Origin of the sequence: Qipengyuania oceanensis, from assembly GCF_009827535.1 — a bacterium.
Lineage (GTDB): Bacteria > Pseudomonadota > Alphaproteobacteria > Sphingomonadales > Sphingomonadaceae > Qipengyuania_C > Qipengyuania_C oceanensis.
Map to the genome: position 1 here is coordinate 159,325 of NZ_WTYN01000002.1, position 15,247 is coordinate 174,571.

A 15,247-nucleotide genomic window follows, 5' to 3' on the forward strand; every position below is an offset into this window, starting at 1 on the left:
CGCCAGACTGGTGCAAGAAAGAACCCCCGCCGGCCTCGTGGCTGGCGGGGGTTCTGCTTGTCCGGAGAGACTGTCCTACCAGAAGAAGTCGTAGATCACGTCAACCACTTCGCCGGTCCAGGTGTCGACCAGCAGGACGTCGTCGTAATATCTCACCCAGCGGTAATCCCCATAGACTGGCGGCAGGCGATAACGCCACGGATCGCTGATCCAGTACCGGCTGCCGAAGAACAGGTTGTCGAGATAGAACCCGATGCTGAGCCGGCTGTAGCGATGGCTGCGATAGGGCGAGTAGTAGCGCCCGACGTGGAAAATGTTCCGGTTCGAATAGCGGTAACGGCTCCAGTTGTAGCGGTTGTGATCCCGCCAGCGCCGGTCCCAGTTGCCGTGCCGCGAGCTGCGATAGCGATCGCCGTCGCGGTAGCGGCTGCCTTCGTGCTGGCGATAGCTGCCGTCCCGATAGCGGTCGCGCCCGTCGCGATAGCGGATTCCATCGCGATCATGCCCGGCGGAACGATCGCCTTCGCGAATTCCGTCGCCGCGACCGTCGCGATACGTGCGGTTGCGCGCGTAATCGGTGTAGCTGCGATTGCGCTCGGCGCGATCGTCGCGGTCACGATCGCCCCCACGGTTGGCGTAGGGGTTCTGCACGTCCCTGACGCGTGCCTCGGCCTGACGCTCGCCGCGGTTCGACTGGTTCCAGTCGCGACCGTTGCGCTCCTGCGCGGTCTCCGATCGGCGGTCCGACCGGTTCCACTCGCGGCCCTGGCGTTCGGACTGATTCCACTCGCGGCCGGAGCGCTGCTGGGCAATTTGCGCACGCTGGCGCGCCTGCTCCATGGCACTGCGATCGGGGCGTTCTGCATTGCGCAGGCTCGGCCGTTCGGCGCGTTGCTGCTGCTGTGGCTGGCGCTCCACACGCTGTTCGCGCTGGCGCTCGATCCGCGGCCCGCGCTCCTGCACGCGTGCCTCGCGACGGTCCTGCCGCGCCTGCTGACGTTCCGCCTTCTGGGCGAAGCGACCGTCGCCCCGATCCTGGGCAGCGGCGTCGGCGGGCAAGGCGGTGAGCGCGAGCGCGCCGGCAACGACGCTCATCGCGCCAGTCTTCAAATAGGCCTTCATGGACATGAGGCGGCTCCTGGTGTTGATGCCGCTCCCACCAGTGCGGCGCTGTAGATGTAACGGGTTGTAGCGAGTCGTCCTGACGCGGAACTGAACCGCTTGGTCGACCTGCCGTTCATATTGAGACATTCTTTTATGAACGCGGCAATGATTGACTTTCCGACGCCACACAGTCTGATGGCATGATGCAGACCCTTTCCCAAGTGCGAACGGATGTCGTCGCCCGACTCCACGCGGCCGCGCGTGATCGCACGTCGCCGATGCATACTCCGGTCGTTGCAACCGCCGACGCCGATGCGCGGATCATGGTATTGCGCGAGTTCGACGCGGAGCGCTGGATGCTGCGGTTCCACACCGACGCCCGCGCACCGAAGGTATCGACGATCGACGACGCAGCGCAGGTCACCGTGCTGTTCTACGACAAATCCGAAGGCATGCAGCTGCGTTGCCGGGGCAGGGCCCGGATCGAACGCGATACCCCCCTGGCGGACGCTGCTTGGTCGTCATCCGACAATTACGCACGGCGATGCTACCTCGGTTCCGCCCCTGGCGAGACGGTCGAAGGCCCGAGTTCGGGACTTCCCGAATGGATCGAAGGAAAGAAGCCGACCGACGAGCAACTCGCCCCCGTCCGGTCGAATTTCGCCGTGCTGCTGATCGAGATCGAGGAGGTCGACTGGTATCGTCTCGCCCATGACGGTCACCGGCGCGCGATCGTCGGGCCGCTCGGCGATGGACGGTGGCTCACCCCCTGACCGGCTGGGTGCTGAAACTGCTACGGTATTCGCCGTCGGGAAAATAAGACAAGCCAATGCCGCCCTTTGCCGCTATAGGGCCGCCGAACGGCATCGTCGGAGTATCCGCCTGATCGCCTCGAATTGCGCACCGTAAGCGTAAATTCTCGTATTCCCCCCTGTTTCTCTCCGTCGACATGACGGGGTGTTGCCCATTTGTGAGTTTGCATGTCCTTTCAAAATCTGCCGCCGATCCTCGGCGAGGCGCTGGCCGAACGCGGCTATTCCGACCTGACACCGGTCCAGGCCGCCGTTATCGATCCGCAAGCCCACGGGCGCGACCTCATCGTTTCGGCGCAGACCGGTTCGGGCAAGACCGTCGCTTTCGGCCTCGCGCTCGCCGACGAACTGCTGGGTGAAATTCGCGGCACGTCGCTGGTCGAAAAGCCGCTCGCACTCGTCATCGCTCCCACGCGCGAGCTGGCGCTGCAGGTCAGCCGCGAGCTCGGCTGGCTGTACGCCAAGGGTGGCCTGTCCATCGCCACCTGTGTCGGCGGCATGGACGCGAGCAAGGAACGCCGCGCGCTGCGCAGCGGACCCGCGATAGTGGTCGGTACGCCTGGCCGCCTGCGCGATCACCTCGAACGCGGCGCGCTCGACCTGTCGGGCCTCGTCGGCGTGGTGCTCGACGAAGCGGACGAGATGCTCGACATGGGCTTTCGCGACGACCTGGAGGAACTCCTCGACGCGACGCCCGATCGCCGGCGAACCCTGCTGTTCTCCGCAACGTTGCCGCAGCAGATCGTCCGGCTCGCCGAACGCTACCAGAGCAATGCCCTGCGCCTGTCGCTTGCGGGCGAAACCCGCGGCCACGGCGACATCGCCTATCAGGCGATCACCGTCGCGCCTTCCGAGATCGAAAACGCGGTGGTCAACCTGCTGCGCTTCCACGAAGCGGAAACCGCGATCTGTTTCTGCGCCACGCGAGACAGCGTCCGGCGGCTTCACGCGACCCTGCAGAACCGCGGTTTCGGCGTTGTCGCTCTGTCGGGCGAACATTCGCAAAGCGAACGCAACCAGGCGCTGCAGGCGCTGCGCGACCGGCGGGCCCGGGTCTGCGTCGCGACCGACGTGGCCGCCCGCGGCCTCGACCTGCCCAGCCTCAGCCTGGTGATCCACGTCGAGATCCCGCGCGATGCCGAAACGCTCCAGCACCGCTCGGGTCGCACCGGGCGTGCCGGAAAGAAGGGCACGGCCGCGATCATCGTGCCCTACAACCGACGCAAGCGGGTCGAGAGCATGTTGCGCGGCGCGAAGATTGCCGCAGAATGGATGGATGCGCCCTCCGCCGAAGCCATCCGCAAGCAGGACCATGTCCGCCTGATGGAAAAGCTGACCGAGCCGACGGAATACGACGAGGCCGATCGCGCAGTCGCGAGCGAGCTGATGGCGCGCATGACGCCGGAGGACATCGCGGCCGCGCTGGTGCAAGCGCACCGGGCCAAGATGCCGCAGCCCGAAGAACTGCTCGCCAACACGCCCGAAGCCCGGGAGAAGAGCAAGGGCGACCGGCATCGTCCCGGCTTCGAGGACATCGTGTGGTTCAAGATGGGAATCGGGCGTCGCCAGAATGCCGAACCGCGTTGGATCCTGCCCCTGATCTGCCGTCGCGGCCACATCACCCGTAACGAGATCGGCGCGATCCGCATCGGTCAGAACGAACTCTGGTTCCAGGTTCCGCGTCCGATTGCGCCCAAGGTTGCGGATGCGGTCGCCCGAACGGCGTCGACCGACGACGAACAGGACGCGATCCTGATCGAGGAATCACCCGAAGGCCCGCGCGTGGAAGCCCGCGAGAATCGCAAGCGCGGCGGTCCCAACGTCAGCGCCAAGCCTTACGGCAAAGGTCCGGGCGGCAAAGGTCCGGGCGGCAAGGGTACAGGCGGTTTCGGCAGGTCCGACAAGGCGGGCAAGCCCGGCAAACGCGGTCCGTTCAAAGGAAAGCCGGGTCGACTGCCGAAGGGTTAGGGCGGTCTTGTCGTCGGAGCGCACTCACCTGATCGCAAGGATCAGTACAACTCGGCGAGATCGAACTGTCCGGGCGCTACGCGCATGACACGCGAAGCAAATTCACGGGCTTCGGCAACCGTGATTTCGTCGCGCCCGGTGAGCACTACCTTTCCTGCGCCGCTTTCGCTCAGAAACCCGCTGCCCCCACCACCGCGGGTCTTGCCCGCAGCGAGCGCTTCTGCACGCATCAATGCGAGCAGTTCGCCTTTGTCGAGCTTGATCATGCGAGGGTCCTGTAAAGACCATCGCTTTTCAAATCGTTACCGCGTCAGTTTCTTGTAGGCGAGGCGCGTCGGACGATCCGCCGCGTCGCCGAGGCGGCGGCGCTTGTCTTCTTCATAGGCTTCGAAATTGCCTTCGAACCATTCGACGTGGCTGTTGCCCTCGAAGGCTAGGATGTGCGTCGCCAGCCGGTCGAGGAAGAAGCGGTCGTGCGAGATGACCACGGCGCAGCCAGCGAAATTCTCGATCGCCTCTTCGAGCGCGCCGAGCGTTTCCACGTCGAGGTCGTTGGTCGGCTCGTCCAGCAGCAGCACGTTGCCGCCGGTCTTGAGCATCTTGGCCATGTGGACGCGGTTACGTTCACCGCCCGACAGCTTGCCGACGTTCTTCTGCTGGTCGGCACCCTTGAAGTTGAACGCACCGACGTAGGCGCGCGTGCTGGTGTCGTGGCCGTTGACCTGCATGTAGTCGAGCCCGTCGGAGATTTCTTCCCAGACGTTATTGGTCGGCGTCAGGTCGTCGCGGCTCTGGTCGACATAACCGAGGTGGACTGTCTCGCCGATCTCGATCGTACCGCTGTCGGGCGTTTCCTGCCCGGTGATCATCCGGAACAGCGTGGACTTGCCCGCGCCGTTGGGTCCGATCACGCCGACGATTCCGCCCGGCGGAAGCATGAAGGAAAGGTTTTCGAACAGGAGCTTGTCGCCGTAGGCCTTGGAGATGTTCTTGGCCTCGATGACCTTGCCGCCGAGCCGCTCGGGCACCTGGATGACGATCTGCGCCTTGCCGGGCTTCCTGTCCTTCTGGCTTTCCTGCAGTTCCTCGAACTTGCGGATACGCGCCTTCGACTTGGTCTGGCGCGCGCTGGGCGTCTGCCGGATCCATTCGAGCTCGCGGCTCAATGATTTCTGGCGACCCGATTCCTCGCGGCTCTCCTGCTCGAGGCGCTTGGCCTTCTTCTCGAGGTAGGTCGAGTAATTGCCCTCGTAGGGATAGTAGGAGCCGCGATCGAGCTCGAGAATCCATTCCACCACGTTATCGAGGAAGTAGCGATCGTGGGTGATCATCAGCACCGCGCCGGCATATTCCTTGAGATGGTTTTCGAGCCACTCGACGCTTTCGGCATCGAGGTGGTTGGTCGGCTCGTCGAGCAGCAGGATCGAAGGCTTCTGGATCAGCAGGCGGGTCAGCGCGACGCGGCGCTTCTCGCCGCCCGAGAGGCTTTCGACGCCCATGTCCGACGGCGGGCAGCGCAGCGCTTCCATCGCGATCTCGAGCTGGTTGTCGAGCGTCCAGCCGTCGACCGCGTCGATCTTTTCCTGCAGCACGCCCATCTCTTCCATCAGCGCGTCGAAATCGGTGTCGTCCTGCGGATCGCCCATTTCGGCGGAGATGGCGTTGAAGCGATCGACCATGTCGGCGACGTCGCGCGCACCGTCCTTGACGTTTTCCAGCACCGTCTTGGAAGCATCGAGCTCGGGCTCCTGCGGCAGGTAGCCGACGGTGATGTTCTCGCCCGGCCAGGCCTCGCCAGAAAAATCGGTGTCGATGCCGGCCATGATCTTCATCAGGGTCGACTTGCCGGCGCCGTTCGGACCGACGATGCCGATCTTCGCGCCCTGGTAGAACTGGAGGTTGATGTTCGAGAGCACGGGCTTCTGCGCACCGGGAAAGCTCTTGGTCATGCCTTTCATGACATATGCGTACTGGGCGGCCATCGACGGGTCCTTCGGATGAATTTGCTGCTGTAAGAGAATCTGTGCGCGCAGATAGGGGGTCGCGTCCCGCGGGGCAAGGCGGGCGGGTGCTTGCGCATCGCGGTTTTGCCTAAAGGTTCGTTAACCTTGTGGGGGTAGGACCCGGGTTCGATTCATGGGGCCTCGGCTAGAGACAATGCAGCAGCAAATCCTCGGACTGGTCACTCCGGCCATCGCGATATTGTTCGCGATGACCTTCGTGATGCTGTGGGTGCGCAATCGCAAGGCGTCGCACATTCTCGCCTTCGCGATCGGCTATGTCGCCCTCGCTGTCGGCTTCGCGGTCTTCCATTATTCGCCCGATCCCAACGGTGCGGTCGCCACGCTGGTCATGCACCTCGTCTACTGCCTGTCGGTGTCGGCGATCTGCTGGGGTACCGGCTCGCGAGCCGGAGTTCGCATCCGGTTACGAACCATCGTGACCATTGCGCTGGTCAGCAGCGCGGTGATCTACATGGTCACCTTCAGCGACAACCACAATCCGCGACTCTATGCGGCCAACGCCACCTATGGCCTGCTGTTTGCCCTGACCGCGCAGATCCTCTCGCGCTCTGCCCGCAACGACACGATCGATCGCATCATCGTCCTGTTGCTGGCGCTGATCTCGGCGCAGTTCTTCGTCCGCGTGCCGATCCAGCTCGCGCTTCAAGGGCCGATGCTGGCCTCGGAATACCGGGAAAGCGTCTACTATTCGATGGTCATCGTCAGCGTCGCGATCGTCTCGCTGATGCTCGCGATGACGCTGGTGACGGCGTGCGTGGCCGACCAGATCACGGCCGTCCGCAAGGAAGCGGATACGGACGATCTTACGGGGCTGATGACGCGCCGCAGTTTCGAGGAAGCCGCCATCGAGATGCTGTCGAGCGCGGGCAATACCGATACGCCGGTTTCGCTCGTCGTCGCCGACATCGACCATTTCAAGCAGGTCAACGACATCTGGGGGCACCAAGCGGGCGACAATGCCATTGCCGCCTTCGGCCGGCTTGCAGTCGGGCTGACACGCGATTGCGACCTCGTCGGCCGGATCGGCGGCGAGGAATACTGCTTCCTGATCTGGAACTGCGATTCCGCGTCGTCCGTGCGGCTAGCGGACCGCGTGCGCAGCCGTTTCGCGACGCTCGCGATCGACGGCGTTTCACCCGACATGCGCATCACCGCGAGCTTCGGCGTGGCAACCTGGCGGACGGGCGAGGGCTACGGCCGGCTGTTCGCCCGTGCGGATGCAGCGCTGTATCGCGCCAAGGAACAGGGCCGGGACCGGGTGGTGGGCGAGCAGGTTACCCTGGCGCCCGACATCGTCGAGCCGCGCGATCTCGCTCCGACCGCAGCGGTCGGCTGACATCGAAGCCGCTTGCGGACGTGTGTTAGTCTGCTAAAACGGTTCGAATGGACGCCGAACCCGTTGCGAGCGAGCTGACTGCCCTCGATCCGAATTATCTCAAGGTCATGCGAATCCGCACCGGCTTGCAGGTCGTGCTGCTCGTCGGCGCGGGCATCGTGCTCGAGCTGGCGACCGATCTCGTACACGGGCTTTTCCTTCTGCCGCTCTCGCTTGTCGCCCTTGCGATCGTGATGGCGATCCCGCTGCGGCGTTATCGCCGCAAGGGCTTCGACATGGGCGACGACCGCTTGCGGATCGTGTCCGGATTCCTGTTCTACAGCGATACCATCGTTCCCTTCGGACGGGTCCAGCATCTGGACGTGTTGCAAGGCCCGCTCGAGCGTGCATTCAACCTCGCGACGCTGGTGCTGCATACGGCAGGAACGCATAATTCCAGCGTTTCGCTGCCGGGTCTTGCGCACAAGGATGCCGTGGCGATGCGCGAGACGATCCGCAGTCACATCAAGCGCGGAACGCTGTGAGCGAACCTGCCGGAAACGTCGATGCCCCCCGCAGGACCAGCCCGATCGGGTTGATCCCGCACTTGGTCAAGGGGCTGCGGCAAACGATCTTTCCCATCATCGCAGGGTGGTTCGCCATTCGATCGATCGACCTCGTGAACGTGATGGCGGTTCGCGGCATTCTCGGCATACTGGCTGTCATTCTGCTGGTGGTCATCCTCGATTGGTGGCGCCGGACGTACACGACGGGCCCCGACGACATCCGCGTCGAAAGCGGCCTTCTCAGCCGCAAGGCGCGCTCCGTTCCCTACGAGCGGATTCAGGATGTCAGCGTCGAACAGAATCTCGTCGCGCGGCTTCTCGGCCTGGCCGAACTCAGGTTCGAGACGGGTGCCGGGGGCAAAGACGATATCGCGCTCGCATACGTCAGCGAAGCGGAAGGCGAGCGGTTGCGCCGGCTGGTCAGGTCGCGGCGTGCGGAAGCAGCTGGAGACGCAGCGACTGGCGAGGAAGCAGAGGCTGCCAGGGCTGGCGAGGAGAGCGAAACCGAAGACGTCCTGTTCGCGATGTCGCCGGGCCGCGTGGCGCTGTTCGGCCTGTTCGAATTCTCGCTCGTGGTTTTCGGCGTCCTTGCCGGCCTTCTGCAGCAGTTCGATTTTCTGCTGCCGTTCGACATCTGGGCGGCATCGCAATGGCGCGACCGTTTCGGCGGTTTGGTCGGCTGGATGATCGGATTCGGCCTGCAGGCCCAGATCGTGGCCGCGGTCTTCGGCCTGATCTCGGTCGCAATCGTGGGCGTCCTCACTGGTGTCGCGCGGACGGCAGTGCGCGAATGGGGCTTCACGCTCACGCGCAGCGAGCGGGGCTTCCGGCGTCGTCGCGGCCTCTTCACGTGGACCGACGTGGTCATGCCGGTCCAGCGGGTCCAGGCCGGCATCGTGACCACCGGCTGGCTCCGGCGGTTGTGGGGATGGCACGGGTTGAAGTTCGTCAGCCTCGCCCAGGATTCGGGCGGCTCGAACCACGATGCGGCACCCTTCGCGCAGATGGAGGAAATCCTGCCTATCGTGGGCGAGGCGGCGCTGCGGATGCCGCCCGATACCACGCACTGGCATCGCGCGGTCGCTGCGCGCTGGCTGGTAGGCTTTGGCGCCTTGGCCCTCGTCACGCTCTACGCCGCAGCCATGGCGGGCTGGTGGATCGACCCGCTGGCCGGCGTTGCGGTCGCGGGCCTCGGGATCCCGCTGGTGGCGGCGCGGCAGTGGCTCGACTGGCGGCAATATCGCCATGCCCTCGATAGCGGGCAACTCTATTATCGCAGCGGGGTGTTCAGCCGGAAGCTGATGATCGCACCGCGCCAGCGGATCCAGTCGGTCGAGATCAGGCAGGGTCCGCTCGGTCGGCTTGCCGACTACGTCGAGCTTCATTTCGGGCTGCCGGGCGGGCACTTGCGCTTTGCCGGCGTGCGCCGGGCCGATGCCGAACATATCCGGGCAGAGGTGATGCGCGACATTGCCGCGACCGATTATTCGCGGCTCCAGGCCGACTTGGAGGCGTAGCGCGAAAGCAACGCCTGCCGGAAATCCGGTAAGCCGATTGCGCTGGAAATTGACCCATCGGGCAAATGCCGCGAGAGATCGCGCGTGCCGAGGAAGACGGGTCGCGCTTTTCGGGAGCGGTTAGCAGCGCGCAGCATCCGCGAACGGCGAAACGACAGGGACCATTCGACCATGACACGCATTTCCAAACTGCTCGCCGGTGCGGCGGGCTTTGCCATCGCTGGCGGCATCGGTGCCGCTCCCGCCGTCGCCCAGGACAGCAGCGGCATCGAGGAAGACGGCACGCTCGGCACGATCATCGTGACGGCGCAGCGCCGCGAGGAAAACATCCAGGACGTGCCGATCTCGGTCACCGCCATCGGCGAGGACCAGCTGGTCGCTCTGAACAGCGGCGGCGCGGACATTCGCGCGCTGTCTGGCAAGGTGCCCAGCCTGCTGGTCGAAAGCTCGTTCGGGCGGACGTTCCCGCGCTTCTACATCCGCGGGCTCGGCAACACCGATTTCGACTTCAACGCCTCGCAGCCGGTAAGCCTGGTCTATGACGACGTCGTGCTGGAAAACCCGATCCTCAAGGGCTTCCCGGTATTCGACATGCAACAGGTCGAAGTACTGCGCGGGCCGCAGGGCACGCTGTTCGGCCGCAACACGCCTGCCGGCATCGTCAAGTTCGATTCGGTCAAGCCGCAGGACGTCTCCGAAGGCTATGGCCGCATTTCCTATGGCCGGTTCAACAACATCAATGCCGAAGCGGCGGTGAACGTGCCGATGGGCGATCGCTTCGCCGTGCGCGTGTCGGGGCTTTACCAGCGTCAGGACGACTGGGTCGACAACGTGCTGCCTTCGGGCACCGAGGAAGACGCGCTCGGCGGGTACGAGGATCTCGCGTTCCGGCTGCAGGCACAAGGCCAGCTGACCGACGATCTGGAAGTGCTGGTCGCCGGCCAGTTCCGCTCGCTCGACGGTACGGCCCGCATCTTCCGCGCCAACAACTTCACCCGCGGGCAGGAAGGTCTGAACGAGAACTTCGATCGCGACCGGGTTTCGGTCGACGGCAAGAACGACCAGAGCCTCGATACCTCGAACCTGTCGGCAAAGGTGACGTGGGATCTGGGACCCGTGTCGCTGATCTCTGTGACCAGCTACTGGCACGGCACCTCGACCTCGGTCGGCGATGTCGACGGCGGCTTCGGCGCGAATTTCCTGCCTCCAGCACTTTACGGGCCGGGCGACATCCCCTTCACCGCAGAAACGCGCGACAGCGTACCGGGGCTCGACCAGTTCACCCAGGAAGTCCGCATCGCCAGCAACGGCGACGGGCCGCTGAGCTACCAGGCCGGCTTCTTCTACTTCGACGAAGACCTCGAAATCCTGTCGGAAAACTATTCGACGCTGGGCGATCCGCTCAATGCACCGGGCGGCGTCAACATCGTCGTCGCGCAGGAGCAGAACAGCAAGTCGTACGGCGTGTTCGGTTCGGTCACCTTCGACATCACCGACCAGCTCAGCCTGACCGGCGGCGTGCGCTACAACGACGACAAGCGCGACTTCGTCGTCGTGCGTAGCCAGGACACGCAATTCCCGACATTCCTGCAGAACCCGCTCGGCACGGTGACCCGCGAGGTCAGCGACGACACGGTCACCTGGGATGCAAGCGCAGTTTACGAGGTAAATCCCGACCTCAACCTCTACGCCCGTGTGGCGCGTGGCTATCGCGCGCCGAGCATCCAGGGCCGCATCCTGTTCCCGCCGGCGACGGCGACGCCGCTCGAAGACGGGGTGACGATCGCCGATTCGGAAACGATCACGTCCTACGAAGGCGGGCTCAAGTCGACGCTGCTCGGCGGGCGCGCTCGCTTCAACCTCGCCGGTTTCCTCTACAATCTCAACGATGCGCAGCTGACTGCGGTCGGCGGGGACGTGAATGCGAACCGGTTGGTCAATGCCGACAACGTGCGCGGTTATGGCTTCGAGATGGACGCGGAACTCGCCGCGACCGACAATCTGCTGCTGACGGCGGGTCTCAGCTACAACAACACCGAGATCCAGGACGAGGGCCTGACGACTGCCGCTTGCGGCGGGACGCGGGTCGACACCTTCCCGGACGTGTCGCTGTGCACCGTGCTCGATCCGATCGTGGTGCCGGCAGCGCCCTTCTCCGCGGCGGTCGTCAGCATCGACGGCAATTCGCTGCCGCAGGCGCCGAAGTGGATCGCCAACTGGACCGCGCGGTTCGGCGTGCCGATGGGGGCGGGTGAAATCTACGCCTTCACCGACTGGTCGTATCGTTCGAAGATCAATTTCTTCCTCTACGAATCGGTCGAATTCCAGGACGATCACCTGCTCGAAGGCGGGCTGCGGGTCGGCTACCAGACCGACAGCTTCGACGTGGCGGCGTTCGTGCGCAACATCACCGACGACGAGAGCGCGGTCAGCGGCATCGACTTCAACAACCTCACTGCGATGGTCAACGAACCGCGCATCTGGGGCGTGGAGGTCGGCTACCGCTGGTAGGACGCCAGGTGCGGGGCGGGGGCGTCAATTGTGATGTCCCCCGTCCACGTTCGCATCGGGCAGGTCGCGCGCGACCAGTCGCGGTATCAGCGCAAGCTGCAACGCCGCACGTGCCGCGAGGAAGACGACGAAACTCAGCCACAGGCCGTCGCTGCCCATCGGCCATGTCGCCCTGAGCATCGCGGCATAGACCAGCGCCGCTCCGGCCATCGAGAGCAGCATTGCGCGGGTCCAGCTCGCACCGACGAAAACCCCGTCGAGGACGAAGCTCGCTACCCCGGCAAAGGGGATCAGGACCAGCCACAGCTTGAGGTCCTGCGCTGTGCGCGCGACTTCGGGCGTGGCGGCGAAACTTGCCAGTAGCGGGTCCGCGAACAGTTCGAAGCCGAGCGCGGCGATGGCTGCGCCCATAAGGCCGCGTTTCAGGATCGCGCCGGTATAGGCGAGGAAGCCGTCGCGGTCCTTTGCGCCATAACGTTCCCCGTGGATGACCTGCGCTGCGTTCTCGAACCCGTCGAGGAACAGCGCTGACAGCACGAACATCTGGTACATGATCCCGTTCGCCGCGAGCACCACCGCGCCGCGCTCGGCGGAAATGCGGGTGAGGGCGGCGAGCGCCAGCATCAGTACCACCGTACGCAGGAATAGGTCGCGATTGACGCTGAGGAAGGGCAGCAGCTTGTCGCGCGCCAGCACTCCGCCGCCGCGGATCGCATCGGCGATATGGCCTCGCGTCGGACCTCCCGCGACAAGCGCGATCAGCACGGCGAGCTTGGCGTATTCCGCGACGAAGCTGGACCAACCGATGCCCGCGATGCCGCTGCCGACGCCGAGCACCAGCCAGAGGCCCAGCCCGACATTGAGCAGGTTGTAGGCCACTTCGACGATCAGAACGGTCGTCATGCGGCGCTGCCCGACGAGATAGCCGACCAGTGCGAGATTGAACATGACGCCCGGCGCGGTCCAGTAGCGGATACCGGCGTACATGCTTGCCGCCTCGAGCACGTCGGCTTGCGCTCCCAGCGCATCGAGCAGCAGGGGCAGCAATAAGGGCCGCAGCGCAAGCAGGCCGAAACCGATGATCGCGGCGATCGTCAGGCCGCGCAACAGGGTTGCGACCTGCTCCGCCGCACCGTCGCGCGCGCCGGCCTGTGCGACCAGACCGGTGGTGCCGGTCTTGAGGAAGTTCATCACCGTGAACAGGATTGCGAAGATGCGCGCGCCGACATCGACCGCGCCCTGGGTCGGCGCATCGTCGAGTTGTCCGACGATCCACATGTCGCCTACGCCGATCAGTGCGGTCGCGACATTCGTCACCATGGCGGGCAGGGCGATCGCCCATATCAGCCTGGGATCGATGGATGTTTCGCGGACGCGGTAGAACATTTCCCGTTCAGTCTCCGCTGCGAAGGTTGGTCGGGGAGACAGGATTCGAACCTGCGACCCTCTGTTCCCAAAACAGATGCGCTACCAGGCTGCGCCACTCCCCGACCGATCCTCGCCGCCTGCAGCCGTCCGGTGGTGGGCCCGGCAGGACTCGAACCCGCGACCTAGCCGTTATGAGCGGCCAGCTCTAACCAACTGAGCTACAGGCCCGTACCCGATCCGGATGACGGTGTGTCGGCGGGGCATCCGCTAGCGGCAAGCGCGGCCATAGGCAAGCGGACTTGCTGTGTTATCTGCCTGCCGCGAAGCGTCGTTCGGATGGCTCTTCGGCCTCGGCAGCGGGATTGCCGGATGCGATCGGCAGCGTCAGCACGAGGTGATCCTTGATCCGGGCAAGGTTGCCGCCGGCCGAGCGCGCTTCCGCGCGGGCGAGGCGAAGGGTGAAGCCCGCTCCGAAAATGCCCGAACTCACCGCGTTTCCGGTCGCGTGAAATTCGGTAGAGAAGATGTCGCCGACGCCCGTCAGGCTCGCCGGCAATTCGCAGGCGAGAACGACCTCATCGCGGTCGCAGACGAGTTCGATCCCGAGCCGCTCGCCTCCGCGCACCAGACCCGCGAGCGTCGCCATCATCCGCCAGACCAGCTGTTCGCTGTCGGCTTCAGCAATCGCCACGGGGCAGGGCAGGTCGGACAGGCGCGCCTCGAACCCGGCGACCCGGGCCTTGAGCACCCCCTGCAGTTGGTCGAGCAAGCGCCGGACGACCTCGCCCAAAGCACATTCGCCGGTATCGAGAGCAATCTGGCCGGCCTCGAGCCGGGCCAGCCGGTCGAGCTCGTCGAAGCCCGCCAGCATGCGCGCGCTGTCACCGGCGATGGCCGCGGCGAGCGCGCGGTATTCATGCGGCGTCATGCCGAACAGCTGTTGCTGGATGACTTCGGCAAAGCCCTGGATCGCGTTTACCGGCGTGCGCAATTCGTGGAGCAGCTGACGAATCCGGTCGGCCTCGCGCTGGTGATGCGACGTCGTCTCGGGAAGGGCGCTGGCGGCAGGGCGGCGCAGCTTGCCCGCGTAGCCGGTGAAGCGACCGGACGGGCGCGAGAACCGAGGCACGGCGTCGAGCACCCATTCGCCCGCGACCGCTTCGGCACCGGGCAAGTCGACCATGCTGCTGCGGATCGGCTGGCGATTGCCGAAGGCGGCGTCGATCGCCGGATCGAGCCCGGTCAGGTCGAGCCCGACGACCATCGGCGCGACGCGTGGCTCTGCCCACTCGACGCGGCCGGTTCCGTCCGTCGAAAAGGCGAAATTAAGCAATGGCGCGCGCGGGGCAGCGCGTTTCTCTTCGCCGAGCGGTAGCCGCGGATCGCCATCGACCGCAGGAGCCGAACGCGATCGCTGGAATGCCTCGATCCGCGCAACGAGGGCGCCGATCTCGCCGACGTTGGGCAGGGCAGATGGGGCGGGTTCGTCGCTTTCGCCATCGTCTTCGACCGTCAGTTCGAAGGCGTCGTCCTCATCTTCATCGCTTGCAGCATCCGGCACTTCGTCCTGGTGGGGCAGTTCGATGATGTCCGGTGCAGATTGGATCTCCGGCATTGGCAGCCCGCGATCGCTGACGCCCAGCCGGTCGAGCACGCGCTCCGCCTGTGGCGGCAGGTCCTTGCGCAAACGCAAGAAGCCGCGCGCGCGGATCGGCAATGTCGGTATCAAGGCCGCCCAGTCCGATTCGTCGAGGTCGGCGCGAGCCAGCGCGGCAGCGGCGACATCGGGCTCGTCCTCGGCGAGGTGTGCGGCAAGCTCCGGATTGCGAAAGCGCCATCCGCGCTCGGCGATCATTGCTGCCCGTTCGCGGCTCGGGATCATCTCGCCCAGCGCGCCGAGCCGTAGCCAGGCAGCGGCGCGCAAGCTCTCGTCGCGTCCCTCCCGATGCGCACCCAGCAAATCGAGCAATTGCCGGAACTGCGTGCGCGCAGCCGCTTCGCCCGCGGCGCGGTGGCGCAGCACTGTGGCAAGGCGGTCGTCGAAATGCATCGGGTCTCCGGC

General features: G+C 65.2%; 11 protein-coding genes and 2 tRNA genes. 6 read left to right on the forward strand and 7 right to left on the reverse strand.

Features of this window, described 5'->3' with window-relative positions:
• Positions 1-75: 75 nt before the first annotated feature.
• On the reverse strand, positions 76-1,128 hold the full coding sequence (locus GRI48_RS11440) for an RcnB family protein (RefSeq protein WP_237451915.1): 1,053 nt from the start codon (positions 1,126-1,128) through the stop codon (positions 76-78).
• Between the two features lie 176 nt (positions 1,129-1,304).
• Here GRI48_RS11440 and GRI48_RS11445 point away from each other — a divergent pair, with 176 nt between their 5' ends.
• Together GRI48_RS11445 and GRI48_RS11450 are read left to right on the forward strand one after the other, a co-directional pair.
• Positions 1,305-1,877, forward strand: a complete 573-nt coding sequence (locus GRI48_RS11445; protein WP_237451916.1) for a PNPOx family protein — start codon at positions 1,305-1,307, stop codon at positions 1,875-1,877.
• A gap of 207 nt (positions 1,878-2,084) precedes the next feature.
• A complete protein-coding gene (locus tag GRI48_RS11450; RefSeq protein WP_160676134.1) occupies positions 2,085-3,884 on the forward strand; it encodes a DEAD/DEAH box helicase in 1,800 nt (599 codons plus the stop codon).
• Positions 3,885-3,925: 41 nt separating this feature from the next.
• Here GRI48_RS11450 and GRI48_RS11455 read toward each other — a convergent pair whose 3' ends face one another.
• Positions 3,926-4,150, reverse strand: a complete 225-nt coding sequence (locus GRI48_RS11455) for a hypothetical protein (protein ID WP_160676136.1) — start codon at positions 4,148-4,150, stop codon at positions 3,926-3,928.
• 36 nt (positions 4,151-4,186) lie between these two features.
• Positions 4,187-5,866, reverse strand: a complete 1,680-nt coding sequence (gene ettA / locus GRI48_RS11460; protein ID WP_160676139.1) for an energy-dependent translational throttle protein EttA — start codon at positions 5,864-5,866, stop codon at positions 4,187-4,189.
• A 175-nt stretch (positions 5,867-6,041) separates the two neighbouring features.
• Between ettA and GRI48_RS11465 the strand changes: the two genes are divergently transcribed.
• From GRI48_RS11465 to GRI48_RS11480, 4 genes are all read left to right on the forward strand, one after another.
• Positions 6,042-7,244, forward strand: a complete 1,203-nt coding sequence (locus tag GRI48_RS11465) for a GGDEF domain-containing protein (protein ID WP_160676142.1) — start codon at positions 6,042-6,044, stop codon at positions 7,242-7,244.
• A gap of 47 nt (positions 7,245-7,291) precedes the next feature.
• Complete coding sequence (locus GRI48_RS11470; protein ID WP_237451917.1) at positions 7,292-7,768, forward strand: PH domain-containing protein; 477 nt, start codon at positions 7,292-7,294, stop codon at positions 7,766-7,768.
• Positions 7,765-9,306 (forward strand): PH domain-containing protein, encoded by a 1,542-nt coding sequence (locus GRI48_RS11475; protein ID WP_160676156.1) that lies wholly within the window; start codon positions 7,765-7,767, stop codon positions 9,304-9,306. Before GRI48_RS11470 ends, GRI48_RS11475 begins: the two co-directional genes overlap by 4 nt.
• Positions 9,307-9,477: 171 nt before the next feature.
• Positions 9,478-11,817 (forward strand): TonB-dependent receptor, encoded by a 2,340-nt coding sequence (locus GRI48_RS11480; RefSeq protein ID WP_160676159.1) that lies wholly within the window; start codon positions 9,478-9,480, stop codon positions 11,815-11,817.
• Between the two features lie 24 nt (positions 11,818-11,841).
• On the opposite strand, the gene GRI48_RS11485 is transcribed toward GRI48_RS11480, so the two are convergent.
• The 4 genes from GRI48_RS11485 to GRI48_RS11500 form a co-directional block, all read right to left on the reverse strand.
• Positions 11,842-13,203 (reverse strand): MATE family efflux transporter, encoded by a 1,362-nt coding sequence (locus GRI48_RS11485; RefSeq protein ID WP_160676162.1) that lies wholly within the window; start codon positions 13,201-13,203, stop codon positions 11,842-11,844.
• A 27-nt stretch (positions 13,204-13,230) separates the two neighbouring features.
• A tRNA-Pro gene (locus GRI48_RS11490) sits at positions 13,231-13,307 on the reverse strand.
• Between the two features lie 29 nt (positions 13,308-13,336).
• A tRNA-Ile gene (locus GRI48_RS11495) sits at positions 13,337-13,413 on the reverse strand.
• Between the two features lie 79 nt (positions 13,414-13,492).
• Entirely contained in the window at positions 13,493-15,235 is a 1,743-nt protein-coding gene (locus GRI48_RS11500) for a histidine kinase dimerization/phospho-acceptor domain-containing protein (protein WP_160676165.1), read from the reverse strand.
• Positions 15,236-15,247 lie beyond the last annotated feature (12 nt).

Bases quoted from the DNA above. Each gene is read 5' to 3' on its own strand.
- GRI48_RS11440 (WP_237451915.1), bottom strand. From the start codon at position 1,128: ATGTCCATGAAGGCCTATTTGAAGACTGGCGCGATGAGCGTCGTTGCC.
- GRI48_RS11445 (WP_237451916.1), top strand. From the start codon at position 1,305: ATGATGCAGACCCTTTCCCAAGTGCGAACGGATGTCGTCGCCCGACTC.
- GRI48_RS11450 (WP_160676134.1), top strand. From the start codon at position 2,085: ATGTCCTTTCAAAATCTGCCGCCGATCCTCGGCGAGGCGCTGGCCGAA.
- GRI48_RS11455 (WP_160676136.1), bottom strand. From the start codon at position 4,150: ATGATCAAGCTCGACAAAGGCGAACTGCTCGCATTGATGCGTGCAGAA.
- ettA (WP_160676139.1), bottom strand. From the start codon at position 5,866: ATGGCCGCCCAGTACGCATATGTCATGAAAGGCATGACCAAGAGCTTT.
- GRI48_RS11465 (WP_160676142.1), top strand. From the start codon at position 6,042: ATGCAGCAGCAAATCCTCGGACTGGTCACTCCGGCCATCGCGATATTG.
- GRI48_RS11470 (WP_237451917.1), top strand. From the start codon at position 7,292: ATGGACGCCGAACCCGTTGCGAGCGAGCTGACTGCCCTCGATCCGAAT.
- GRI48_RS11480 (WP_160676159.1), top strand. From the start codon at position 9,478: ATGACACGCATTTCCAAACTGCTCGCCGGTGCGGCGGGCTTTGCCATC.
- GRI48_RS11485 (WP_160676162.1), bottom strand. From the start codon at position 13,203: ATGTTCTACCGCGTCCGCGAAACATCCATCGATCCCAGGCTGATATGG.
- GRI48_RS11500 (WP_160676165.1), bottom strand. From the start codon at position 15,235: ATGCATTTCGACGACCGCCTTGCCACAGTGCTGCGCCACCGCGCCGCG.